The 23392-nt window shown below is 65.2% G+C and carries 22 protein-coding genes; 6 read left to right on the top strand and 16 right to left on the bottom strand.

What is annotated here, in order from left to right; all coding sequences use genetic code 11:
• Positions 1-65: 65 nt before the first annotated feature.
• From PT282_RS06910 to PT282_RS06930, 5 genes are all read right to left on the bottom strand, one after another.
• On the bottom strand, positions 66-587 hold the full coding sequence (locus PT282_RS06910) for a gluconokinase (RefSeq protein ID WP_277168789.1): 522 nt from the start codon (positions 585-587) through the stop codon (positions 66-68).
• A gap of 343 nt (positions 588-930) precedes the next feature.
• Entirely contained in the window at positions 931-2178 is a 1248-nt protein-coding gene (gene manD, locus PT282_RS06915; protein ID WP_277168790.1) for a D-mannonate dehydratase ManD, read from the bottom strand.
• Positions 2179-2257: 79 nt separating this feature from the next.
• Positions 2258-3673, bottom strand: coding sequence for a mannitol dehydrogenase family protein (locus PT282_RS06920; RefSeq protein WP_277168791.1), 1416 nt, complete (start codon positions 3671-3673; stop codon positions 2258-2260).
• Between the two features lie 2 nt (positions 3674-3675).
• Positions 3676-5088: a glucuronate isomerase gene (gene uxaC / locus PT282_RS06925; RefSeq protein ID WP_277168792.1), complete on the bottom strand. Its 1413-nt coding sequence runs from the start codon at positions 5086-5088 to the stop codon at positions 3676-3678.
• A 75-nt stretch (positions 5089-5163) separates the two neighbouring features.
• Positions 5164-5601, bottom strand: coding sequence for an HIT family protein (locus tag PT282_RS06930; protein WP_277168793.1), 438 nt, complete (start codon positions 5599-5601; stop codon positions 5164-5166).
• A 206-nt stretch (positions 5602-5807) separates the two neighbouring features.
• Here PT282_RS06930 and PT282_RS06935 point away from each other — a divergent pair, with 206 nt between their 5' ends.
• The 5 genes from PT282_RS06935 to PT282_RS06955 all read left to right on the top strand — a co-directional run bounded on the left by PT282_RS06935 (position 5808) and on the right by PT282_RS06955 (position 12788).
• Positions 5808-6854 carry a LacI family DNA-binding transcriptional regulator gene (locus tag PT282_RS06935; protein ID WP_277168794.1) on the top strand — a complete coding sequence of 349 codons (1047 nt, stop codon included), beginning with the start codon at positions 5808-5810 and terminating at the stop codon, positions 6852-6854.
• 234 nt (positions 6855-7088) lie between these two features.
• On the top strand, positions 7089-8477 hold the full coding sequence (locus PT282_RS06940) for an MFS transporter (RefSeq protein ID WP_277168795.1): 1389 nt from the start codon (positions 7089-7091) through the stop codon (positions 8475-8477).
• Positions 8478-9103: 626 nt separating this feature from the next.
• Positions 9104-10144, top strand: coding sequence for an ABC transporter substrate-binding protein (locus tag PT282_RS06945; RefSeq protein ID WP_277168796.1), 1041 nt, complete (start codon positions 9104-9106; stop codon positions 10142-10144).
• 175 nt (positions 10145-10319) lie between these two features.
• The gene (locus PT282_RS06950) at positions 10320-11207 is read left to right on the top strand and encodes an ABC transporter permease (RefSeq protein WP_277168797.1); all 888 of its coding nucleotides are present in this window, start codon (positions 10320-10322) and stop codon (positions 11205-11207) included.
• A gap of 153 nt (positions 11208-11360) precedes the next feature.
• Positions 11361-12788 (top strand): DUF805 domain-containing protein, encoded by a 1428-nt coding sequence (locus PT282_RS06955; protein WP_277168798.1) that lies wholly within the window; start codon positions 11361-11363, stop codon positions 12786-12788.
• A gap of 152 nt (positions 12789-12940) precedes the next feature.
• Here PT282_RS06955 and PT282_RS06960 read toward each other — a convergent pair whose 3' ends face one another.
• From PT282_RS06960 to PT282_RS06970, 3 genes are all read right to left on the bottom strand, one after another.
• Positions 12941-13822 carry a hypothetical protein gene (locus tag PT282_RS06960; protein ID WP_277168799.1) on the bottom strand — a complete coding sequence of 294 codons (882 nt, stop codon included), beginning with the start codon at positions 13820-13822 and terminating at the stop codon, positions 12941-12943.
• A gap of 143 nt (positions 13823-13965) precedes the next feature.
• Entirely contained in the window at positions 13966-14625 is a 660-nt protein-coding gene (locus PT282_RS06965) for a histidine phosphatase family protein (RefSeq protein WP_277168800.1), read from the bottom strand.
• A gap of 60 nt (positions 14626-14685) precedes the next feature.
• Positions 14686-15246, bottom strand: a complete 561-nt coding sequence (locus PT282_RS06970; RefSeq protein ID WP_277168801.1) for a GtrA family protein — start codon at positions 15244-15246, stop codon at positions 14686-14688.
• Between the two features lie 195 nt (positions 15247-15441).
• Between PT282_RS06970 and PT282_RS06975 the strand changes: the two genes are divergently transcribed.
• On the top strand, positions 15442-15789 hold the full coding sequence (locus PT282_RS06975; RefSeq protein WP_277168802.1) for a phenylpyruvate tautomerase MIF-related protein: 348 nt from the start codon (positions 15442-15444) through the stop codon (positions 15787-15789).
• Between the two features lie 110 nt (positions 15790-15899).
• Here PT282_RS06975 and PT282_RS06980 read toward each other — a convergent pair whose 3' ends face one another.
• The 8 genes from PT282_RS06980 to PT282_RS07015 all read right to left on the bottom strand — a co-directional run bounded on the left by PT282_RS06980 (position 15900) and on the right by PT282_RS07015 (position 23283).
• Positions 15900-17444 (bottom strand): formate--tetrahydrofolate ligase, encoded by a 1545-nt coding sequence (locus PT282_RS06980; RefSeq protein WP_277168803.1) that lies wholly within the window; start codon positions 17442-17444, stop codon positions 15900-15902.
• A gap of 250 nt (positions 17445-17694) precedes the next feature.
• Entirely contained in the window at positions 17695-18051 is a 357-nt protein-coding gene (locus PT282_RS06985) for a hypothetical protein (RefSeq protein WP_277168804.1), read from the bottom strand.
• A 343-nt stretch (positions 18052-18394) separates the two neighbouring features.
• The gene (locus PT282_RS06990; protein ID WP_277168805.1) at positions 18395-19987 is read right to left on the bottom strand and encodes a C69 family dipeptidase; all 1593 of its coding nucleotides are present in this window, start codon (positions 19985-19987) and stop codon (positions 18395-18397) included.
• Positions 19988-20150: 163 nt separating this feature from the next.
• Entirely contained in the window at positions 20151-20705 is a 555-nt protein-coding gene (locus tag PT282_RS06995) for a YbhB/YbcL family Raf kinase inhibitor-like protein (RefSeq protein WP_277168806.1), read from the bottom strand.
• Positions 20706-20818: 113 nt separating this feature from the next.
• Entirely contained in the window at positions 20819-21970 is a 1152-nt protein-coding gene (locus PT282_RS07000; RefSeq protein WP_277168807.1) for a DNA polymerase III subunit delta', read from the bottom strand.
• Positions 21971-22042: 72 nt separating this feature from the next.
• Entirely contained in the window at positions 22043-22672 is a 630-nt protein-coding gene (tmk, locus tag PT282_RS07005; protein ID WP_277168808.1) for a dTMP kinase, read from the bottom strand.
• A 115-nt stretch (positions 22673-22787) separates the two neighbouring features.
• Entirely contained in the window at positions 22788-23057 is a 270-nt protein-coding gene (locus tag PT282_RS07010; RefSeq protein ID WP_277168809.1) for a DUF4160 domain-containing protein, read from the bottom strand.
• Complete coding sequence (locus PT282_RS07015; RefSeq protein ID WP_277168810.1) at positions 23050-23283, bottom strand: hypothetical protein; 234 nt, start codon at positions 23281-23283, stop codon at positions 23050-23052. Before PT282_RS07015 ends, PT282_RS07010 begins: the two co-directional genes overlap by 8 nt.
• Between the last annotated feature and the right edge of the window lie 109 nt (positions 23284-23392).

A 23392-nucleotide genomic window follows, 5' to 3' on the forward strand; every position in this document is an offset into this window, starting at 1 on the left:
GGTGGTTCCAGCGATGCAAGGGACCACAAGAATATCCTCATCGTGGCTTTCCAACCGCCATATGCTCAGCGGAGTCGCTTCAGGACGATGTCCGCGAGCTCCTCGGGGCTGGCGTTCGACAGGAGCCTGAACCCGTCCTCGTCGGCGTCCAGGGGCTCCAGGGTGTCCAGCTGGGAACGCAGCAGGGAGACGGGCATGAAATGGTCGCGCTGGGCCATCCGCTCGCGCAGGTCCTCCTCGTCCAGGTCGAGCTCGACGAAACACACGCGTGCCCTGGCCTGCCGCAGCACGTCGCGGTAGGCGCGCTTGAGGGCCGAACAAGTCACCAACGTCGAATGGCCGGTGGCGGCCTGCTCGCCGATCCAGTCGCGCAGGGCACGCAGCCACGGCCACCGGTCGTCGTCGTTCAGGGGCTGCCCAGAGGCCATCTTGTCGATATTGGCCTGGGGATGGAAGTCGTCGGCCTCCGCATACGGCCAGCCGAGCCGCTTCGCCAGCTGAACCGCCAGCGTCGTCTTGCCCGTGCCGCACACCCCCATCACCACGATGCACAGCGGCTCCGACCCCTCATCGCGTCGTCCAGTCACGCCACACCCTCCATACCCATTACCTATTTACCCGCTCACCAAAAGCACGCTTATACAGAGCGTCGGAGCGAGATATACGATGCTCGGGCGTAGGCTTGGCCGAACAAAATCAAAGATTTCGCCTTCGCGCTCGATACATCGCGCTCACTTCGGCTACGAGAAGTCCACAGGACTTCCCGCTTAACGCCTCAGCCAAAGTGTCCCCACATTATCCGCTCACAAAAAGCACGCTTATACAGAGCGTCGGAGCGAGATATGCGATGCTCGGGCGTAGGCTTGGCCGAACGGCCTTGAGTGTCCCGAGCATCGCATATCTCGCTTCGACGCGGCAGCTACAAGAAAATCACCACTCGTGCATGGTACCGTCAAGCAGCCTGTCGACCGGCAGCGGAGCCGGCTGGTAGGGATACTTGGCCGCGAGCTTCTCATCGAAGTCGACGCCGAGGCCCGGCTTGTCGCCCGGATGCAGGTAGCCGTCCTTGAAGGTGTACGACGTGTGGAAGACCTCGAGGGTCTCGTCGCTGTGCTTCATGTACTCCTGGATGCCGAAGTTCGGGATCGCGAGGTCGAGGTGCAGGTTCGCCGCCATGCCCACAGGCGAGACGTCGGTGGGGCCGTGGAAGCCGGACTTCACGCCGAAGAGCTCGGCGAAGGCCATCAGCTTCTTCATGTGCGTGAGGCCGCCGGTGTGGGTGACCGCCGAACGCACGTAGTCGATGAGCTGCTCCTCGATCAGGGTGATGTAGTCGGTCCAGGAGTTGATAATCTCGCCGATGGCGATCGGGGTGGTGGTGTGCTCACGCACGATGCGCAGGAACTGCTGGTTCTCCTCGGCGGGGGTGGTGTCCTCCATCCAGAAGAGGTCATAGGGCTCCAGGGCCTTGCCGAAGCGCGCGGCCTCGATCGGGCGCAGGCGGTGGTGCGAGTCGTGCAGCAGGATCAGGTCCTTGCCGTACTTGTTGCGCACCTCCTCGAAGACGCCGGGGATGGTGTTGAGGTAGGTGCGGGCGTCCCACACCTCCTCGACCGGCACGCTGGTGCGGCGTGCGGGCTCGTAGTCGTAGCGCATGCCTTTCTCGCCCTTGCCGGTCTGCGCGTTGGCCGAGGCCGCCACGCCGTAGGTCGAGGGGATGCCGGGCAGCGCGTACTGGATGCGCGTGGCCTTGAAGCCCATGTCGCGGTACATGTCGATCGAGTCGAACAGGCTCGGCAGGTCGGTGCCGGAGGCGTGCGCGTAGGTGAGGATGCCCTTGCGGGAGGCCCCGCCTAAGAGGTCGTAGACCGGCACCCCGAGCTTCTTGCCCTTGATGTCCCACAGGGCCACGTCGACGGCGGAGATGGCGGCCATGGTCACCGGTCCGCGCTTCCAGTAGGCGCCCTTGTAGAGGTACTGCCACATATCCTCGATGTTGTCCTCGTCCTTGCCGATCAGCGCAGGGGCGATGGTCTTCAGGTATTCCGCGGCGACCAGCTCGCGACCGTTGAGCGTCGCGTCACCGAGCCCCACGATCCCGTCGGTCGTGGTGAGCTTGAGGACGACGAAATTGCGCCCCGGGCTCGTCACGAATACCTCGGCCTTTTCGATAGCCATATCGATTCCTTTCTGTTGTACAGTTTCCGGCTTCCTGCGCCGTCTGCTTGTTGGTTTCCGAAGGTGGTGCGGATGCCGGTCAGCGAGCGGACGCGACCTTGCCCACCTCGCCGATCTGCGCGACGACCTCATCGACGAAGTGCGACGAGGAGGCGAGCGCGCGGTCCAGGTAGGCGGCCACATGCTTCACCGCCTCGCGGTCGACGCTGCCGTCGGAGGCCACGCAGGCCTTGGCGAGCGGCACGATCTCGTCCTTGTTGACGTCGGAGAGCTCGTCGGTGAACCGCGTCAGGAACAGGATCCACGCCGCGACCGCACGGGCCGGGGCCGCGACCGATTCCCCGTATTTCAGGGCCTCGCGGGCGGCGGGCACGATGCGCACCGGCAGTTTCTCGCTGCCGTCGGTGGCGATCTGCATGAGCTTGTGGCGGATGTTCGGGTTGGCGAACCGGTCCAGCAGCTGCTTGCGGTAATCATCGGTCGGCACGCTGACATAGCGCCCGGCCAGGTCCCACCACTCGTTGATCCAGCCGCGCAGGGTCGGGTCGTTGACGGCGTCGGCCACGGTCATCACACCCAGCAGCGGACCGCAATAGGCCAGCGTCGAGTGGGAGCCGTTGAGCATCCACAGCTTGCGCTGCTCGTAGGGAGTGACGTCGTCGGTGATGACGGCGCCGGCCTCGTCCCACGCGGGCCGTCCGCCCGGGAACTGCCCGGCGATGACCCATTCGCGGAACGGCTCGGTGCGCACCGGCGCGTTGTCGTGCCAACCCTTGGCCTGCTCGACGATGTCGATCTCGGCCTGGGTGGTGGCCGGCGTGATGCGGTCGACCATCGAGGTGGCCCAGGCCACGTTGTCGCGCGTCCAGTCGAGCAGCGAGGAATCGACTCCCTCGATGGCCTGCTCGACGACCTTGCGGAAGGCCTTGCCGTTGCCCGCGAGGTTGTCGCAGGGCAGGATCGTGATCGGGCCCGCCTTCGCGTCGCGGCGGGCGAGCAGGCCGGCCGCCACGCGCACCGGGATGGTGGTGAGCGACTCCGCCTGCGGGTCCTCCTTGAGCCTGGCCAGGTCGCCGGCCACGTCGGCGTTGGAAACGTCGAGGTCGCCGTTGTGGTCGCGCATGTAACCGGCCTCGGTGACCGTGGAGGTGACGATGGAGGTGGCCGGATCGGCGAAACGCTCGCGCAGCGCGGCCATGTCGGTGCCGATGTGCATGGAGGAGATCGACGAGATCACCTCGAACTCATCGCCGTCGGCCCCCGAGGTGATCAGCGTGTAGACGTCGTCCTGCGGGTCCAGCAGCTGCTCCATCTTCGGCCCGCGGCCGGTGAATCCCGCGATGCCCCACTTCTCGGCGTCGGGGGCATGCTGGGTGTACCACGCCTGGTGGGCGCGGGTGAAATTGCCCAGCCCCAGGTGGATGATCCGCTCGGGCGCCGCCGGCCGTCCCTGGCTGGCGCGGTGCAGTGCTTTGATATCGGTGGATTCAGCCATGATCACGCTTCCTCGAGCTTGAAGACCTTGCGCGGCTGATCATAGACGGCGTTGCGCACAATGCGGTGTCCGTCCTCCATGGTCAGGCGATGGTCGGCGACGAGGGAGGCGATGAAGCGCGCGGTCAGCCTGCGGTTCATGTCGTGGCGCGCCGGAATCGAGCAGAGCGCGCGCGTGTCGTCGATGAAGCCGGAGAGCTTGGAGAACCCGGCCGCGGTCACGGTGGCCTGGAAGTAGCGCAGGATCGGATCCGGGGCGTCGATGAACCACCAGGGAGCGCCGACATAGAGCGAGGGATAGAATCCGGCGAGCGGACCCAGCGCACGCGAGTACTCGGTCTCGGCGATGGTGAACGCCACGAAGTGGAAGTCGGGGTTGTTGCCGTACTCGTTGAGCAGCGGACGCAGGTCGGCGGCGAAGTCGACGTTGCGGGGGATGTCCGAGCCGGTGTCGGCGCCGTACTTGACGAAGCTCTTGTAGTCGTAGTTGCGGTAGACGGCGGGGTGAACGGTCATCACCAGACCGTCGTCCTGGGCCATGCGGGCCTGGTCGTTGACGAAATGACGGCGCAGCCTGTCGGCGTCATCGTTGCCGATGCATCCCTTCATGGCCTGCTCGTAGAGTGCGCGGGCCTCCTGGTCGGTCAGGCGCGCGGTGCCCGCGTCGGCGTGCGAATGATCGGAGAGCACGGCGCCGTGGTCCTTGAAGTAGAGGCGGCGCTGGCGCATGGCCTCGTAGAAGCCGTCATAGGTCGAGATGTCCACGCCCGTGGCCTCGCCCAACGCGGCCACCAGCTGCGGCCAGTCGGCGCGGCCGGGCTCCAGGTACTTGTCGGGGCGGAAGCAGGGAGCCACACGCGGGAAATCGGGATCCGCATTGATCTTGTCGTGGGTGCTCAGGTCGGCGAGCGGATCCTCGGTGGTGGAGATGAACTCGATGTTGAAGCGCTTCACGAGCTTGCGCGTGGTGAAGTCGTCGGACTTGAGCAGCTCGTCAAGCTCGTCATAGATCTCGTCGACGGTGTCCGGCCCGAACTTCTTGTCGATGCCGAAGACGCCGGCCAGCGAGTCCTCGAACCAGTAGCGCATCGGGGTGCCGGCGAAGGCGTCCCAGTGCTCGCCCATCAGATGGAAGGCGTGCTTGGCCTGCTCGGCGCTGAAATGCTTCTGGTTGACGCCCAGCTCGCTCAGCTGCACGCCCTGGGCATGCAGGTTGCGCGTGACATAGTGGTCGGGCGTGATGAACAGACTCGTGGGGTTGTCGAAGTGCAGATCGTTGGCATACCATTCCACGGGCACATGGCCGTGGGGCGAGATGATCGGCATTTCCTTGACGTCCTCGTACAGCTCCCGGGCGATCTTCTCGACGGTGGGCTCTCCCGAAAGGAGCCTGTTCGGATCAAGTGCGTAACTCATTTTCTATTCACCTTTCTCGTTCTCCCGTCCCCGTCGTTGGGAACAAGGTTGGGAACGACCTTCACTACTCAAAACTCACAGATTGTCGACGATCAGCTTGGCGAGGTCACGGTATCCGTCCTCGTCCAGGTGCACCCTGTCGGGGTTCATGGCGAACACGCTGCCCCATTCGAAGGAGTCATCGGCGTACTTCGGGCACAGATGGCAATGGAGGTGATGGCCGCCGTCGCCATAGGCGCCGTAGTTGATCTTGTCGGGGTGCAGGGCCTTGTGCATGGCATCGGCCACGTGCACGATGTCGTCGACGAAGGCCTTGCGTTCGCTCTCGCTCAGGTCGACGATCTCGGAAACGTGATGGGTGGAGGCCACGATGAGACGGCCGCGATGGCTTTGCTCCTTGAACAGCACGAGTTTCGAGGCGGGCAATTGCGCGATCTTGATGCCAAAAGCGTCAAGCAGCTCGCCTTCGTCGCAGTACGCGCAGCCCTCTTCTTTCTTATCACTTGATGACATATATTCTCCTTTGAAATAATCGAATCGCGGTTCTCATGATATGTTCGGTTTGGCAACGCTCCGGCAAGTTGCCACGTTTTGTCTTAGACCCGAACAAAGCCCGAACAGGTCAAATGATGCCAAAATCGACAATCCCCTCCCCCATGCCCGCACCAAGGCAAGGTGAAAAAGCTAAAATTTAACGATAAGGCCAAAGGAGGCATATCGTGGCTACGAATCAGCACTCTCAGGAAACGACAATTCGCGATGTCGCGAAGGCAGCGGGCGTCGCCCCCTCGACCGTTTCACGTGCATTCTCGAGACCCGGACGCGTCAAGGTCGAGACGGCCCAGCACATCTTCGACATAGCCGACGCGCTCGGATACCGGACCAAGCGCATACACTCGTGCCCGCCGGCCGAGGAGTCGAAGCGTTTCAACAACCTCATCGCCATCGTGGTGGCCGACCTCGCCAACCCCGTGTTCGCGGGCATGGTGAAAAGCGTGCTGCACGAGTGCTCCGACAAGCAACTGGGGCTGCTGGTCCTCGACTCCGAGGAGAACGGGCCGCTCGAGCGCGACATCCTGCGCCAGACCAGCAACCACGTCGACGGCGTCATCCTCGCCTCGTCGCGCCTCGCCGACTCCTCGGCCCGCAAGATAGCCGAGATCAAGCCGGTCATCACCATCAACCGGCCCATCCGCGGCATCCAATCCATCGTCGCCGACATCCACATCGGCCTGCTGGAAGTCGTCAACCACCTGCATGCGCTCGGCCACACGGGCATCACCTACCTGGCCGGGCCGGACGCCTCCTGGCAGAACGGCATGCGCTGGCGCTCGCTGACCATCGCCTGCAAGCAGTACCGGATGAAGCTGCACCGCATCACCTGCCCCTCGCCCAACTACAGCGGCGGCTATCGCTGCTTCGAGGCGTTCCGGCAGAACCCCACCACCGCGGTCGTGGGCTATAACGACCTGGTCTCCATCGGCTTCATCGCCGCCCTGAAATCGAAGAAGATCAACGTTCCCGGAGAGGTCTCGGTGGTCGGGATCGACAACACCTCGATCAGCACCCTGACCACACCGGCGCTCACGACCATCGACATGCCGCACCGGATGGCCGGCAAGATGGCCGCCCAGAAACTCATCGCCACCCTGCTGCATTGCCCGGTGAAAACCAGCAAGCCGAACATGAAGCCCGTCATGCTGCCCACGCACATCATCAAGAGGACGAGCACCGGCCAGGCGTCCAAGGCTCTCATTTCCAAATAGAAATATCCATAAAAACAAAATTTGGCAACAACAAACCCAACTCCCCGCTTACCACTTATGGTGTTGATGTACCGCAGAAGGCAAGGGGCCCGTCGATGACGTCAAGGCAATTCCCGAGCTTTTCGGTTGTCATCCCGACACGATGATGTATCACAATAGAAGTTTACTCAACGACTGAGTAGGAGAAGAATCCTTATGAGTACTCTTATCAAAGGAAACATCAGGCCATTTGGCTTGAGGGACAAAATAGGTTACGCATTCGGCGATTTCGGCAATGATTTCATGTTCTATCTTGCCAGCTCGTTCCTGATGGTCTTCTACACCAAGATCATGGGAATCTCCGGAGGCATCGTCGCGGCGCTCTTCCTGATCGCGCGAATCGTCGACGCCTTCTCTGACGTGACCGTCGGCGTCGTGGTGGACAAGGCCAAGCAGCATCCGAAGGGCAAGTACCGCGTCTTCATCCTGCGCATCGCCCTGCCGGTCACGATCGTGTCGTTCCTGATGTACCAGACCTTCACCATCAACTCCCCGATGATCGTGCGCATCGTCTACATGTATGTCACCTACATCCTCTGGGGCATCCTCTACTCCTGCATCAACATTCCTTACGGCACCATGGCCTCCGTCATCTCGCCCGAGGCCAAGGACCGCACCTCGCTCTCCACCTTCCGTTCCATCGGCAGCACGATGGGCCAGATGGTGGTCACCGCGCTCGTCCCGCTGATCGTCTACACCTCCGACGCCAACGGCAACCAGGTCATCCGCGGCGGCCAGCATTCGCAGATCTTCGCCGTGGTCGCCGGCATCTTCTCCATCTGCTCGATCATCTGCTACGCGATCTGCTACAAGCTCACCCGCGAGCGCGTCGCCTCCGACAACCACAAGGGCGGCGGCATCGGCTCCGTCTTCCGCATGATCAAGTTCGCCGTCTCCTCTCGCGCGATGATCGGCCTGCTGCTCGGCGCGCTGTCCCTGCTCATGGCCTTCCTCTACCTGCAGCAGATGGCCAACTACGTCTATCCCGATTACTTCCGCTCCGCGTCCATGCTCTCCGGCGTGATGAGCATCGGCCCGCTGATCACGCTCTTCGTGTGCGCGCCGCTGGCCATCCCGCTCGGCAACAAGTTCGGCCACAAGGCCCTCGCCCTCGCGGGCGCCGCGCTCATCGCCGTGCCCATGTACATCGCGTTCGTGATCCGCACCAAGAACGTCTGGATCTTCTCGGTGCTCTTCATCATCGCCTACGCCGGCATCGGCCTGTTCAACACCATCGTCTGGGCCATGGTGGTCGACGTGATCGACGACATCGAAGTGACCAAGGGCATGCGTGAGGACGCCACCTGCTACTCCATCTACTCCTTCGCCCGCAAGCTGGGCCAGGCGGTGGCCGGTTGGTTCGCAGGCGTCTCCCTGACCTGGATCAACTACAAGCCTGGCGCCAACAGCGTGCAGTCCAAGGCCACCCTCAGCGGCCTCTACACCTACAGCACGCTGCTGCCCGCGCTCTTCGCCACGCTGCTGTTCGTGTTCATCGCGTTCGTCTATCCCCTCGGCCATAAGAGGGTCATGAAGAACGTCGAGACCCTCAAGCAGAAGAAGGCCGCGAACGTAGAGGCCTAGCCTCGGCCAACGGCTCCGATCATTAGGGCGGTTCCTCGTTATAGGGGAGCCGCCCTATTCCATTGTCCGGGCCATGTTCCCATTAGCCGGGCACGGCACCGACGGCCCCCATCCCGTTTTCTCCGTCCGCATCGAGCGAAATCATCGGTACGGCTCGCCGCCTATAATAAGGAGCGTTCGCGCGGTTGGTGGCAGCAGCTGCGCCAGACGATAATCCAGCACACGCACAGGTGTGGATGCGGCATCGCCACGTCCGGGTTTTGGCCGCTCATGGTCCCCGGTCCCGCTATTGGCATTCCGATGGCAGACGTCGGCACGCCCCGTCCCGTCCTGTGCATCGGTCTGATTCGTCGCGCGGACTCCTCACCTTTCCGCATGCGTCGCACCAGGCCGCAATAAGCAAGGCAAGGTGATTCATCATGCGCATCGGCGACGGCCCATCGCAGCCACTCGGCAGCCTCATCCATGGCGGGAAGCGGCACGATACCGCTAGAAACAAGACAGTCCCGCTAGTTTTCGTGCATTCCAGGGCCCAAAACCATACGTTTTCTCGCAGGACTGTCCGATTTCTCACAGGACATCACCTGCACACGGGTTCGAAGCGGAAACGGCTCGCCACCAAGGCGGTGGCGGCCATAGGGGCCGGCGCGCTCGGACTCTCGCTGGCGGCCTGCGGCAACGCCTCCGACGGCGGCGGCAACGCGGGCGCCAACGGCGACCCCACGCTGACCTTCATGCTCGACTGGACGCCCAACACCAACCACGTCGGCCTCTACGTGGCCCAGCAACTCGGCTACTTCAAGGACGCCGGCGTGAACGTGAAAATCCTGCCGACCGCGCAGGCCGGGGCGGAGACCAGCGTGGAGAACGGCGTGGCCGACATCGGCTTCTCGAAGCTCACCGACCTGGCCAACGCCGACGCGCACGGCGCGCATCTCAAACTCGTCTTCGACCTGACGCAGAAGCCCATCGCCCGCTGGTGCGCCCTGAAAAGCCGCACCGACATCAAAACCCCCAAGGACCTCGCCGGCAAGACCTTCGTCACCTTCGGCTCGGCCGAGCAGAGCGCCTCGGTGCGCCAGATGATCCGCGGGGCGGGCGGCTCCGGCGACTTCAAAACCGCCACGGCCGGCACCAACACCTTCCGCACATTGACCAGCGGCAAGGGCGATTTCGCGGGGTTCTACGCCAATTGGGAGGAGGTGGAATCGCAGCTCGACGGCCCGGCGCTCAACTGCTTCGCCGCCGACCAATGGGGCGTGCCCGGCAACCCCGACCAGCTCGGTTTCGCCGTCAAGGACTCGTGGGCCGCCGACCCGAAGAACGCGGCCAACCTGCGGAAGTTCATCAAGTCGGCGAGGCGCGGCTACGACTACGCCCTGGCCCACCCCGACCAGGCCGCCGACATCCTGGTGGACCAGACCAAGTCCTCGCGCCTCGACCCGAAACTGGCGCGCGCGTCGATGGAGAAGATCGTCAGGGAACGCTACTGGACCGACGGCGACCCGACGTCGCTGCCCGGCACGGTCAACGTCGCCGAAGGCCAGCAATACCTCGACTTCCAATACGACGCCGGCACCTACACGGACTCGCACCACCGCAAGCTCGCGAAGGCGCCCCAGGCCAGCGAGCTGTCGACCAACGCCTACGTCACCGGCAAGGCCTGACACGGCCGTGCGCCGACAATGAGCCGAAACCGCATGCGATGGACGCGGCGAGCCGTTGTGACGACTTTCCCGAGACGGCAACCCGCCCGCCTATCGCATGATGATCCGAACCTCATATATGGAACACAGATCCCACACCATGCCATCTCCCGCACATCATCAATCGAGGCAACCGATGCAGCACCACACCACGGCATCTGCCACACAGCGCCACCGCGATCCGGCCGAAAACCAAGACCTGGACCGCGATCCGAGCCGCAACCCGGGCCGCGCCCGCAACCATCGCCGCTGGGCCGCCATCGTTCCCCCGGCGATCACCATCGCGCTGGTGCTGCTCGTCTGGCAGCTCGCGGCCGACGCCCACCTCGTCTCGGCGACCACGCTGGCCTCCCCCGCCCAGATCGTCTCGTCGCTGGCCGACACCTGGCCCGACCTCCTCGCGGCGGCTGCGATCACCACCGGCGAGGCGCTCTGGGGCTTCGCGATCTCGATCGTGGCCGGCGTCGCAATCGGCATGGGCCTCTATCTCTCCAAGACGGTCAACCGCGCGCTCTACCCGCTGCTGGTGGCCGCGCAGACCATCCCGATCATCACCGTCGCACCGCTGTTCATCATCTGGTTCGGCTTCGACGAGCCCGGCAAGATCATCCTGATCGCCGTCTTCGGGGTCTTCTCCATCGCTGTGGAGACCTCGCGCGGACTGGGCGCCGTCCCCCGCTTCTACCAGGACGTGGCGCTGACCTGCGGAGCGGGCAGGGCATGGACGTTGTTCCACGTGAAACTTCGCGTCGCCGCCCGGCAGATCTTCTCGGGCATCCGCATCAGCGCCGCCTACGTCTTCGGCACGGCCGTCACCGCCGAATACCTCGGCGCGCGCAACGGCATCGGCGTATGGCTGCAGGGGGCGTTCAACTCCTTCCAGACGCCGATGATCTTCTCGGCGGCCGTGGTGGTGGTCTCCGAGACCGGCATCCTGCTGGCGCTGGTCTCGCTGGCCGAACGCCTGCTGCTCGGCCCTGCGGACGACGATGACGCCGCATCCGTGGATGAGAGCGAGGCCTAGGGCAACCGTCGTCTTGACATCGCGATGATTCCCCGTCAACTTTCAGCCAATCGGACTATGCTTGGGTTTACGGCTGATTGACCCGCTCCGTCGCAGCGAAACGGCGGTGGAAACAATGATGCCCCAAGCAACACTCCCGATGAAAGGAAGCCGATGAGCGACACCAATCCGAACTTCGGCCCATACAACAATGCGACGCCGTCGCAGGGCGGCCAGAACGGCGCCCCCGGCACCAATCCCGCCCAAGGCTATGGCACCGCCCAGCCGCATGGCGCCAACGCGGCCCCCGCCTACGGCCAGAACGGCCAGCAGGCCCAGCAGCCCGGACAGACCAGCCAGGCACCGCAGCCCGGCCAAGCCAGCCAACCCAGCAGCCCACTGCCTGGCATCCAGAACATGCAGGGCGGCGCCAACTCCAATTACCAGCGCCCGCAGCAGGGATACACGCCCCGCCCCTCCATGGCGCAAGGCCAGCCCATGGGCGGTGCAAGGCCCTATCAGGCGGCCGGTGCCGCGCCGAGCTTCGGCATGGCCGGCATCGTCCCGTCGAGCATGCCCTACTATGGCTGCTCCTTCCCGGAGGCGGTCAAGCGCTTCTTCACCAAGTACGTCGTCTTCTCGGGCCGCGCCTCGCGCAGCGAGTATTGGTGGACCCAGCTCTTCCTTGGCCTCGCGGCCATCGTCATCTCGATCTTCAACACGCTGATCTTCGGCCAGCGGGCCTACCTGCAGGGGATATGGGACCTCGTGGTGCTGATTCCCACGATCGCCCTGACCATCCGCAGGCTGCACGACTCCAACAAGTCCGGCTGGTGGATTTTTCTTCCCTACGGCCTGCTGTTCGGCGGCATCGTGCTGGTCATCGTCTTCGTGGTCCTCGGCGTATCGATGGGCGAGGAATCGATTGAGGATGAGGGCGCGGGCTTCGTGATCGTCTTGCTCGGCATGCTGGCGTGCATGCTCGCCTATTTCGTCACCTGGCTGGTGCTGATGATCGCCAAGTCGGACCCGGCGGGCGCCCGGTTCGACAACAACGTCCTGAATCCCATGGCCTTCAACGCCGCCACGACCGCGATGCCGATGAACCGTCCCGCCGCGCAGCCCAGCACCATGGGCTCGTTCGGCACGGGCGCCACCCGCACCCCGGCGCAGCCGACCCAGTTCAACACGGCCGCACGCCCGACGCAGACCCCCGCCACCTATACCCAGAAGCCGGCGCAGCCGCAGACCCCCGGCACGCAGGGCACCGGCACGGCTCCGACCACCGGCCAGACGCAGTACGGCCAGCCCAAGCAGCCGTCCGCGGCTCCGCAGTATGCGAACCCGGCCAGCACGCCGCAGACCTACAAGGCCCCGCAGTACCCGAGCCAGCAGAACCAGCCCGGCCAGTCGGCCCCGCAACCCGGCACTTCGGCCCCGCAGCCCGGCACTTCGGCCCCGCAACCCGGCCAGCCGGCACCGCAGCAGGGATATCGCCCCTATGGCACGCAGAATGGCACTCCCGCACCGAACGGCAACACGACGCCGAACGGAGGCCAACCGAACGCCGGCAACGGGTACGGCCAGACTCCGCGCCAGTGAGCGTCGGGCACCGAACGCCTAGGCTCCCAATCCAAGCCCCCGGCGTTCGGTGCCTGTCTGAAGCATAGGAAAAGGGTTCCGTCCCATGGATGATGGAGACGGAACCCTTTCGCGTACCTGCCGCCTGACTCCTGCGAGCCGGACGCGGCGGCCTAGAGATCGATGTGCGGCTTGTTCGGATCCTCGGGAATGTCCTTGAACTTCTCGGCGAGCTTGGCGCGCTTGCGCTTGTCGTCCTCCTCCTTGGCGGCCTTCTTGGCTGCGACCGGGTCGAAGATGACATCGTCGTAGTGCTTCTGCCATTCCTTCTGCGCCAGCGGGGCGATGGCCTTCGCCAGGGACTTCGCGTCCTTGCCCGCGCAGGCGGCCAGCAACGCCTCGAATCCCTCGCTGTCGAAGCACATGCGCGGAATCGAGAGCCTCTCGCACAGCTCGTTGAGATAGAGCAGCACCGGGGTGAGGCCGCTGGCGGTGGCGCGCTGGCTGGCCGAACCGTCGTCGGAGACGATGCCGAAGAGCCCCGCCAGCCCCGCGATCACCACGGCCAGGCGGCGGGCGACGCTCTCCTCGTCGCTGCCGTTGCCACCCTCGCCCTTCGCGGCGGCCTCGATGGCCTCGAGCGCACCGGCGAAGGCGGACGTCTTCTCCTCGCTCCAATCGAGTCCGAGCGCGCCGACCGCGTCCATCACCTTCGAGGTGTCGCCGCTTTCGGCATACGGTTCCAGCTGTTCGTAGGCGTCGTTGACGCTCAGCAGCGCATCGACGATATGCTGCGGACGGCCGGGGATATCGACGGCTCCCTCATAGACGAACTCGGCGTCGGGCATGGTGACTTCCTCGCCGATGAGCAACTGGGCCGCGGCCTGGGTGACGCGCACCTGCAGGTCCTCGGCGTACTTGGCGTCGTTGCCCAGCTGCTGCGCGGTCTGCAGCGGCCACAGCGCGATGAGCTCGCCGCCCACCTTCGCGGCCGCGCGCACCTCGGGCATCGCCGCGATGCCGGCCAATTCGTCGTCTTCGATCTGGAATGTCATATCCGCTCCCTTGCCTCAGCGCCTTCTCGGCGACCTCGCAAAACCTCTTCCATATTAACAACGCTCTCGTCCGCGCGACACTCTGCCCCACGGCGCGCGGCGCGGCACCGACGACAGGCGGACGGCGAGCTATCGGGTACGGCTCAGCTCACGTCGGCCGCGGGGTCGACGTAGGAGATGTCGAGCACCTTGCCGCTCTCGCAGTCGAAGGTGACGGAGGTGACGGAGGCGAGCGCCGTGTGGCGCAGCAGCATGTTGTGCTCGGGATGGCCGGTCTCGAGCTTGTGGCGGAAACTGAAGATGGGCGACTCGTGGCTGACGACGATGAGGTGCTCGCCCGGGTGCTCCATCGTCATCTCGTGGGCAAACGCGCCGACCCTGGCGGCGATGTGCCGGTAGCTCTCGCCCCAGCTCGGCCGCCACAGGTTGCTCAGCAGCCTGATGTTGCGCGGACGCCACAGCGCGCCCTGGCCGTGGCCGACCCTGGTGCCGCGGAAGTTGTTGCCGGCCTCGATGAGCCTGACGTCGGTGCTCAGGGCCAACGGCGCCTCCCCGCGGCCCTGGCGCACCGGGTTGAGCTCCTTGAGAATCTCGCCGGCGGTCTCGCGGGTGCGTTCCAGCGGCGAGGAGATCACCGTGGCGGCCTGGCTCATCCCGGGGTCGGCGGCGATGTAGCGCGCGGTGGCCTGCGCCATCCTCACCCCGAGCTCGGAAAGATGGAAGCCGGGCAGGCGCTCGTAGAGCAGGTGGTCGGGATTCTCGACCTTGCCATGGCGGACGAAATGCAATGTGGTTGACGGCATATGACCCTCCGGTCCTTTCTCACTCGGGTTCGGTGGCGACGGCCTGCGGCACGGCCGGCCCTACTGCCAGCCCTTGGGCGTGTGCTCGATGGACCACTCGCCGAGCTTCTGGGCGAAGGTTCTGCGGGCGGTGCCGGAGGTCCCGGACGTGGCGGACTCAGCCGCCTTGCCATCCTTGCCGGCTTGGTCGGAATGGTCGGAATGGTCGTCGAGCAGCCACTTCCGGATGATGAAGTTCCAGATGGCGACGACCACCGTGGCCACGATCTTGCCGATGTTGGTGCGCAGCACATACATGCCGTGCTGCACCACCGCGGCGTTGGCGGCCATGCCCAGCGTGCTCATCCAGATGATCAGGTCGTTGATGAACAGGCCCACCACCGCGGCGGACAGGAAGATGAAGCCCTCCATCCAGCGGGCCATGTCGGCGCGGCGCTTGAAGACGTACTTCATGCTCGCCCAGTAGTTGAACGCCAGGGAGACCAGGAACGAGATGGTGCTGGCCACCACGTTGTTGACGTGGAAGGCCGCGACCAGGACGTTCAGCAGGCCGAAATCGATCACCGCGGCGATGACACCGACGACGCCGAACTTCACGAGTTGTTCGATAAGCTTTTTCACAGTAGCCCATTTAACTCCATAAACCCGCCAAATGGGCTCCGGACGGCGCAATAACCACCGATTCATCGCATGAAACGCCATACGCCGGTGCCGGTGCCGCCGCGAACCATGAGGCGGCGGAAATGAACCCTGCGCCGGCCGGGCCGCTCGCGCGAGTTAGAATGAACGAAATCCATCAACGACGAAAGGAACACCATGCCAGTCATCCACACCCACGTCTCCGTCTCCACCACCCCCGAGCAGCGCGAGGCCCTCAAGACCGCCTACGGCAAGGCGATCACGGCCGTCCCCGGCAAGACCGAGGAGTGGCTGATGTGCCCGTTCGAGGACAACATGCCCATCTATTTCGGCGGCAAGGACGACCGGCCGGCCGCCTACGTGGAGGTCAACGTGATGGGCAGTGACGTCGACCGCTCGGTGTGGGAGTCGATGAGCAAGCAGATCATGGCCGCCCTGCACGAACAGCTCGGCGTGCCGGCCGACCGCACCTACATCCGCTACACCGCCACCGGCGACTGGGGCTGGAACGGCGGCAACTTCTAGGCCACCCGCCGCATCGCACCGATCAAACGAATTCCGCCATATTCACGCCGCCTGGCACTTGTCAGCGGCTCGAATATGGCGGAATTCCTGTGTTGTGACCGGTAGGTCGCTCAGACGATCTTCGGCATGGGGGTGGTCAGCGAGGTGGTGAGATTGACCTGCACCACGCCGGCGCCCAGATGAGGCTCGACCTTCTTCAGGGTGACGGTGCGTTCCCCGGCGGCGGCCGAATCGTCGTCGGTCATGGTGGCCGGCGACTTCACCGCGACCACCACCAGGTCGTCGACGCTGGTGCCGACGCCGTTGCACAGCTCGGTGGCCGCGGCGAGCGAGGCGGCGAAACCGTCCTTGCAGAGCACCCGGTCGCCGGGCACGCCATAGGCGCTGGCGGCGATCCACTTCACGTCCTCGACCAGTCCCATGCCCCTGTGGCTGTCGTGGCCGCTCGCCGATTCGCCATCGTCCGGAGCCTGCGTGGCGGCCGGCTCGCCGAGCGCGTCCACGAACCCGTCGAGCTGCGGGGCGAGCGCCTCGCCACCGTCGCGGAAAAGGTTGCCGATGACCGGATCGCGGAACCCGAGTTCGCGCGCCGTGGCCTTGAGCGTTTCGATCTGGTCGTCCTCGCCGTCCCAGAGGTTGACGAGCGGGAAGGTGGGGATGCCCAGCCCCTCGAGCCGGCGGACATGGAACGGATAGCGCCAGGAGAGCTTCGGGTCGTCGCGCCAGGTCGAGGCGCGGGTGACCACCACCGCGGCGGCCGGCCACTGGGCCCCGTATTCGCGGCAGGCGATGTCAAGCCATTTCTGGGCCCCGGCGTCGGCGCCGTAGCCGGCCTCGACCACAACCACGTCGTGCAGCGCGCAGGCCATCTCGACCGAGACCAGGCTCGGGATGCCCAGGGAAACGTTGGCGAACGGGCCGCAGTGCACGTAGACCGGAGAGCCGTTGACGGTCTCGGTCTTGGCAGGCTTCACCGCGTCGCCGAGGATGCCGGTGATGCGCCACAGGTCGATGAACTCGCCGAAGGTGACCGGCGTGCCGTCCTTGGTACCCGCGACCATCGCCGAGACGCGCTTTGAGATCTCGTCCATGGAGCGCGAGAGCACCACGATCTGCATCAGCTCGCAGGTGGGGGTGAGCACGACGCGCTCGGGCACGTTGTTCCTGTTGCGGTCGACAGCGATCTGGCGTAGCAAGCGCGAGGGGACCTCGGAGACGCGTGGCACGAGCACCGTGTCGATGAGCCCGTCGTCGACGGCCTTCTCGGCAAAGGAGACCAGCAGGTTCTGCGCGCATTCGATGGCCGCCATCTCCCCACAGAGGCCCCAGTCGATGAGCTCGGGGTGCGAGAGCGAGGACTTGCCGCCTCCCGAGGCGCCGCCCTTGGAGCCGGCCGCCGTGATGCCCATGCTCGGCTGGCGCAGCACCGCCGTGGCGTCGATGCCGCGGGCTCGCAGGGCGTCGATGAGCGCGATGGTGGTGGTGGTCTTGCCTTCGCCGCGCGAGGCCTTGAGCGGGGTGTCAGCCGTCACCAGGATGACCTTGCCGTGTTTGCGCGGGGCGTCGGCGTGCTGGCCAAGGTAGTCGAGATAACCGAACGCGTCGATCTTCTCGACGAGACCGTACTGGGTGGTGAACCGATCGATGAGTGCCATGCTCTGCCTGCTTCCGTCGTATGCCTGTGGACGCCGATCTCAGACGGATGAGTGCCGGCGATCCTGCCGAGCGCAGGAACCGGGCACGCCTGCCGTCGCGACGATACTTGGAGTCTATCATCGGCGCGCCCGGAACCGCAGGCACCGCTCGCGGGCTACGACACTCTTCCTTATGGCATGGTCCTGGATTCGAGGAACCGGCCCATACCCGCGACTCTGGCCGGGCCCGAACCTGCTGCTGGGACTGCGCCTACGGCTGAACCTGCGCCTGCCCCTGGGCCGAGGCCAGCTCCTGCGAGAGCTGGTCGAAGAAGCGGGCGATGTTCTTGCGGTTGCGGGAGCCCTGGAACAGGGTCGCGAACTTCGCGTTGACGCTCACCGCGACCATCGACCCGTCGCCGTCGGGCGTCACCGCGGCCATCATGTTCTCGCCCCAGGTGTAGAGACTCACATGCGTGGAGAAGATACAGGTCATCGGCGGATTGCCGCTGGATTGGAGGATGAAGGCCTTGGACTGCGCGAGCATCTGCAGCATCAGCGGGTAGAGCTGCATGGGCGGCACGTCGTAATGGCACTGCTGCATGCCGGCTTGTTCGAACGGTCTCATTGGTCTCTTGGTTTCCTTCGCTTATACGCTAATCGTTTGACTCTGCGATGCCCGCCATACGTCCCCTGCGGATGCCATGGCATGGCCACTGGCTCCTCGGCGTTCAACGATGACCCAATATAGCCGATGCACCCATACAAACGGAAGCGCTACCGCCCGATAGCCAGACGAATCGACCGGAACCATGGGGATTGACCGGGCTGACCGGGCAATCCCCCACTATCCAATCAAACGACGGAGCAATCGATTGACTGCTCCGCTTGGCCACTTGTCCGCTCCCTGGTATCGGCCGGCTGACGGCATCACCACCTGCCAGCCGGCCAGGCCCGCAGTCAGCCCGCGATCAGTTGTCGGAGCGGTTGAAGCCGTTGGACATCTTCATCGAGACGGTGTAGAGCACCGTGTCGAGCAGGGCGTCGGTCTCGGCCTTGATCTGGTCGGCCATCGACTGGTTGGCGGCGGCGAGCACCTCGCGCACCTCGGCGTTGCGGGTGGCGGCGATGATCTCGTCGGGTTCCATCGGCTCCACGTCACCCTCGGCGTTGTCGGCCTCGAACTCGGCGCTGGCCTTGCCGCCCAGGCGCGCGACCTGCTCGTCGGTGGCGGCGACCATGCGGTGCGCCATGCCGCCGGTGAGCTCCTGGTAGCGCTCGATGGCGTTGGAGGTGTCGTCGAACGCCGAGTCGCACAGCGCCGCGATGATGCGGTTGGCCCAGTAGAAGTTCTCGCTGGTGACGCGCGTGGTGGTGTCCTCGAGATAGGCCGGGGTGGTGTCGACGTTCGGATAGAACGGCACGATGGTGTTGAAGGGGTTGGAGCCGTAGGAGATCCACTGGATGGCGCGGCTGGCCTGCGGACGGTAGGGGCGGATCTGCATGAGCGCGAGCTGGCTCTGGCGGTTGATGCCGATGTTGCGGTACATGTGGCGGGTGTGCTCGTCGCCGCGATGGCCGTAGGGGTCGAACGGCGTGCCCTGGTAGTGCGAGCTCAGCACGTACTTGACGTCCTCGATGGTGATCTTGCGCTCCGGCTGGCGGGCCCACGGGATGTCGTCGGACTCCGGGCTGTGGTCGGCGTCGGGGCCGTCCCAGACCTCGTCGTAGGGGTTGAGGAACCGCTGCATGTACCAGGCGCGCGGGGTGTTGTAGACGTGGTCGGAGTCGGAATGCGAGCCGAAGGCGTCGCGCGGGTTGAAGGGCGTGGTGGCTTCGACGGCGAGGTCGAGGTGGTTGGCCTCGATGAACTCGTTCAGGTCGGCGGAGCACATGTGCTCCTTGCGCTCGCCCAGCGCGTCCTCGAGGTCGAACTCGTCGATGCCCAGCTGGTTGGGCATGGTGACGTAGGCGCCGTCGGGCACGCGCTTGGCGATCCAGTGGTGGCCGCCGACGGTCTCCATCCACCAGATCTCGTCGACGTCGCTGAAGGCCACGCCGTTCATCTCGTAGGTGCCGTAGCGCTCCAGCAGCGCGCCCAGGCGCTCGACGCCCTCGCGTGCGGTCTTGATGTAGGGAAGCACGAGCGTGAGGAAGTCCTCCTCGCCGATGCCGCCGGCCACCTCGGGCTCGTAGCCCTTCTCGCCCTTGGTGCCCTTGGCCTTCGCCAGCTCGACGAACGGGTCGGCGCCGAGCACGCGCTCGTTGGTGGTCAGCGTCTCGGTGGCGCTCATCGCCACGTTCGCCTCGTTGACCCCGGCCTCGCCCCAGATGCCGTCGGTGGTGTCGGCGTTGGGCAGGGAGCTATATTGCATCGGGTCGTCCGGCAGGTCCACCTCCACGTGGCTGAGCACGCTGCGGTAGTGGCGCGGCTGTTCCCCGGGCCTGACCACGACGAAGCGCTTGGGATTGAACTCCCCGTTCGCCGAGTCCTCGTTGCGGGCGATGAGGGTGGAGCCGTCGTAGCTCGCGTCCTTGCCGACCAGAATGGTGGTGCATGCCATGGAAGATGTGTCCTTTCCTCGGGCGTCGGCCGAGCGTGGGCTCCGGCCGGCGTTGGTTATATAAACGTATGGTGAGATTGGTTGGGCTGGTGGGCCATGGAACGCGGCTCGCGCAAGCCGCATGCGCGGATCGCGGGCCCTTCGCCGCGGGCCTTCCGCGGGGTCAGGCGGGCTCGCCCATCAGGGTGATCTCGGCCTCGTCGACCTGGCCGTCGTAGTCGCGGATGGCGTGCTGCAGCTCGTTGAGCCAGAAGCCCTGGTTGAGGCCGGGCAGCGGGTTGGCGGTGGCCCAGACGTGCAGCTGGTAGCCGTGCGGCTTGTCGGGAGGGGTGGGACCGTTGTAGCGCATGGTCACAGCGGGATCGGTGCCGCCCACGAACTTGCTGGCGGCGCTGGTGCGGCCCTGTGCGGATTCGGGGATCATCGCCGGCAGGGTGCGCGAGAAGTCCGGCGGGATCTGCAGGGCGTGCGAATCGTTGAAGTCGAACATGATCGCGTCGACCGGCACGTTCGCGGCCGACCAGTGGATCCACTCGAAGCCGCAGACGGGGATGGAGTCCGGGTCCGTGAGCTGCCAGTGCAGGTAGCCCATGCCGTCGGCGAGCTCGTCGATGTAGAACGGGAAGGAGATCACCGGCGTGCCGTCCGTCTTGTTCTGCACCGGGGCGGCGCCCGTGAAATCAGCGGGAATGGTCGTGAAATCAGCGGAAATCTTCATACCTCAAGTATCGCGCGAAGAGCTGACGTATGGGCGCGGTTGCGCCGAAGGCCGCCAAGATGGCCATGACTTGCAACGGGCCGGGATGGCTTGTTCCCGCGGCCATTCGCGGCTCACGGCAGCAGCGAGCAGAAGAGCGCCTCGAAGAGCAGGGTCTGGTTGCCGTTGCCGTTCAGGCGCCGGCGGGCCGTGGCAATGGATTCCAGCCGCCGCACCGCGCCCTGGCGGGTCAGGCGCACCGACAACTCGGTGATGGCGGTGCGGTTCTCGAGGTTGACCAGGCCCACCACGTCCTCGGCGCCGTTCTGCAGCACGGCCACGTCGCGGTAGACGCTGGCGACGGTGTTGAGCTCGCGGTCGAGCACGTCGCGGCTGCGCCGGGTGGCACGCCTTTTGATGTCGGCCTTCTTGCCGATCTGGTTGAACGCCCCGCGCAGTTTCGGCGGTATGCGGTCCTTGGGGCCCAGCCCGTTGACGCGGCGGAAGTCCTCTTCCTGGCGCTGGGCGCGCTGCTCGACGTCGGCCTGCGCCTGCGCCTTGGCGCTTTCGATGAGCCTGCCGGCGAGCAGGACGGCGTCGGAGGCCTTGGCAAGCCCGAGCACGCCGACCACCAGCTCGTCGCGGTCGCTCATCACCTGCTTGTTCTCGGCGTAGAGACGGGCCACGCCGATATGGCCTTCGGCGAGCCTCGCAGCGCGCTGGGCGACCTTGGGCTCGACGCCGGTGGCACCTACGAGGAATTCAGCCACGGCCTTGGTGGAGGGGACCGCGAGATTGACCACCCTGGTGCGCGAGCGGATGGTCGGCAGCACGTCCTGCGCGCTCGGGGCGCACAGCAGCCAGATCGTGTGGGGGCTGGGCTCCTCAATCTCCTTCAAAAGCACGTTGGTGGTGCGTTCCATCATCCGGTCGACGTCCTCGATGATGATGACGCGCCACGGGGCGACGCTCGGCGTCTGCTCGGAGGTCTCGATCAGGTCGCGCACCTGGTCGATGCCGATGGTCACCTTGTCGGTGGCGAGCACAGTGACGTCGGGATGGGAGCCGGCCAGCACCTGCTGGCTGGTCTTGCTCGGCTCGTCGCCGAGGCCGTGGTCCGGGCTCTCCAGCGCCGCCGCGAAGGCGCGCGCCACGTTCGAGCGCCCCGATCCGGGAGGCCCGCAGATCAGCCATGACTGCGCGATGGCCTTCGGATCGCCGGAGGCGACGGCACGCAGCTGGCCGACCACCTGGTCCTGGCCCACTATCGAGTCCCATACGCTCATCGTCGCCTCCCTTGTCTTCCTCAACCCTATTGCCTCTCGCCGATATGCCGGTGATGGCCGATTGCCTGGCGCCTATCGCGCCAGCAGCCCGTCGATGTCGCTGCGGATGCCGCGCCAGACCTCGTCCACGCTGCCGGCGGCCTCGATGACCCTGAAGCGCGCGGGTTCCTGGGCGGCGAGGTCGAGAAACGCCTGACGGGTGCGCTGCTGGAAGCCGTCGCCGGCCGATTCCATGCGGTCCTCGCTGTGCTCCAGGCGCGTGTGGGAGGCCCGGGGATCCATGTCGAGCAAGTAGGTGCGCGCTGGCAGCAGGTCGTTCGTCGCCCACATGCTCAGCTCGCGCACCTGGTCCTGAGTCAATTCGCGCCCCCCGGCCTGGTAGGCCAGCGAGGAGTCGAGGTAGCGGTCGGAGATCACCAGGGCCCCGCGTTCGAGCGCCGGACGGACCACCTCGGCGACGTGCTGGGCGCGGTCGGCGGCGAAGAGCAGCGCCTCGGCCCGCGGCGCGATGTCGGCGTCATCGCCGGAGACCCCATGCAGCAGCAGCTGGCGCAACGCGGCGCCCAACGGCGTGCCTCCCGGCTCGCGCGTGACCACCACCTCGTAGCCAAGCCCCTCGGCATAGTCTTTCAGACGCCCGACCTGCGTGGTCTTGCCCACGCCGTCGACGCCCTCGAACGAAACGAACACACCACTCGTCATTGCCAGTCCCACCTCAAGCCATAGGTATTTCAGTAATCTCGATTGAATTCGTCGCTATCATTGTATTCCCGGACCGGCGGCATCCAACACAGCCATCCAAGCAACACCGAACACCTCACCTGTCGAAGTGATGGCTCCCGAACGTCCTGTCCCATGCGCCAACGATAAGCGTGTACCGTCGCGCAAGATCGTTGCGGATCTTCCTCAACGTTCTCGGCGGCAGTTTGCCCCTGTTGTGCGACAACACTATATCGCCATCCTCGGCGAACACGAATTTCGCCATATCCCTGTTTCGGCCCTGGCAGACGTGGACGTGCACCCCATGCTCGCCATCACGGTCGTTGAACGAGACCTCATAGCCCTTGATAAAGAATTTCTCAGTCATCGCCGTACTTCCGATCATCGTCACGGGAGCCCTGCACCAGGTCATAGTTCAACTTGTAGTAGTTGAGCAGGAACGGCATGAAGTCTTCGGGAAAATTCGACGAGAGCAGGTTGCCCCTGTTGTCAAAGACCGCCTTACGGCCATAGTCGACCTCGGTGATGGTCACGGTATCGTCGGTGTAGCCCAGCCGCACGCCGTCCATCTCAAAGAGATCATCACATCGCATCGCGCACCTCCTTTCCTCCTGCGATACCGCCAATTGTAGCGGAAAAGCAGGAGCGCGAGAAGGCCTCGCGACCGGCCGGCGCGGGACCTTGCGCCTGCGATGCCTCAGC

The sequence above is a fragment of the Bifidobacterium sp. ESL0763 genome (genome assembly GCF_029433395.1).
Classification (GTDB): domain Bacteria; phylum Actinomycetota; class Actinomycetes; order Actinomycetales; family Bifidobacteriaceae; genus Bifidobacterium.

Coding starts and splice junctions, on each gene's coding strand:
- manD (WP_277168790.1), bottom strand. CDS start 2,178: ATGGCTATCGAAAAGGCCGAGGTATTCGTGACGAGCCCGGGGCGCAAT.
- PT282_RS06920 (WP_277168791.1), bottom strand. CDS start 3,673: ATGGCTGAATCCACCGATATCAAAGCACTGCACCGCGCCAGCCAGGGA.
- uxaC (WP_277168792.1), bottom strand. CDS start 5,088: ATGAGTTACGCACTTGATCCGAACAGGCTCCTTTCGGGAGAGCCCACC.
- PT282_RS06930 (WP_277168793.1), bottom strand. CDS start 5,601: ATGTCATCAAGTGATAAGAAAGAAGAGGGCTGCGCGTACTGCGACGAA.
- PT282_RS06950 (WP_277168797.1), top strand. CDS start 10,320: ATGCAGCACCACACCACGGCATCTGCCACACAGCGCCACCGCGATCCG.
- PT282_RS06955 (WP_277168798.1), top strand. CDS start 11,361: ATGAGCGACACCAATCCGAACTTCGGCCCATACAACAATGCGACGCCG.
- PT282_RS06960 (WP_277168799.1), bottom strand. CDS start 13,822: ATGACATTCCAGATCGAAGACGACGAATTGGCCGGCATCGCGGCGATG.
- PT282_RS06965 (WP_277168800.1), bottom strand. CDS start 14,625: ATGCCGTCAACCACATTGCATTTCGTCCGCCATGGCAAGGTCGAGAAT.
- PT282_RS06975 (WP_277168802.1), top strand. CDS start 15,442: ATGCCAGTCATCCACACCCACGTCTCCGTCTCCACCACCCCCGAGCAG.
- PT282_RS06980 (WP_277168803.1), bottom strand. CDS start 17,444: ATGGCACTCATCGATCGGTTCACCACCCAGTACGGTCTCGTCGAGAAG.
- PT282_RS06985 (WP_277168804.1), bottom strand. CDS start 18,051: ATGAGACCGTTCGAACAAGCCGGCATGCAGCAGTGCCATTACGACGTG.
- PT282_RS06990 (WP_277168805.1), bottom strand. CDS start 19,987: ATGGCATGCACCACCATTCTGGTCGGCAAGGACGCGAGCTACGACGGC.
- PT282_RS06995 (WP_277168806.1), bottom strand. CDS start 20,705: ATGAAGATTTCCGCTGATTTCACGACCATTCCCGCTGATTTCACGGGC.
- PT282_RS07000 (WP_277168807.1), bottom strand. CDS start 21,970: ATGAGCGTATGGGACTCGATAGTGGGCCAGGACCAGGTGGTCGGCCAG.
- tmk (WP_277168808.1), bottom strand. CDS start 22,672: ATGACGAGTGGTGTGTTCGTTTCGTTCGAGGGCGTCGACGGCGTGGGC.
- PT282_RS07010 (WP_277168809.1), bottom strand. CDS start 23,057: ATGACTGAGAAATTCTTTATCAAGGGCTATGAGGTCTCGTTCAACGAC.
- PT282_RS07015 (WP_277168810.1), bottom strand. CDS start 23,283: ATGCGATGTGATGATCTCTTTGAGATGGACGGCGTGCGGCTGGGCTAC.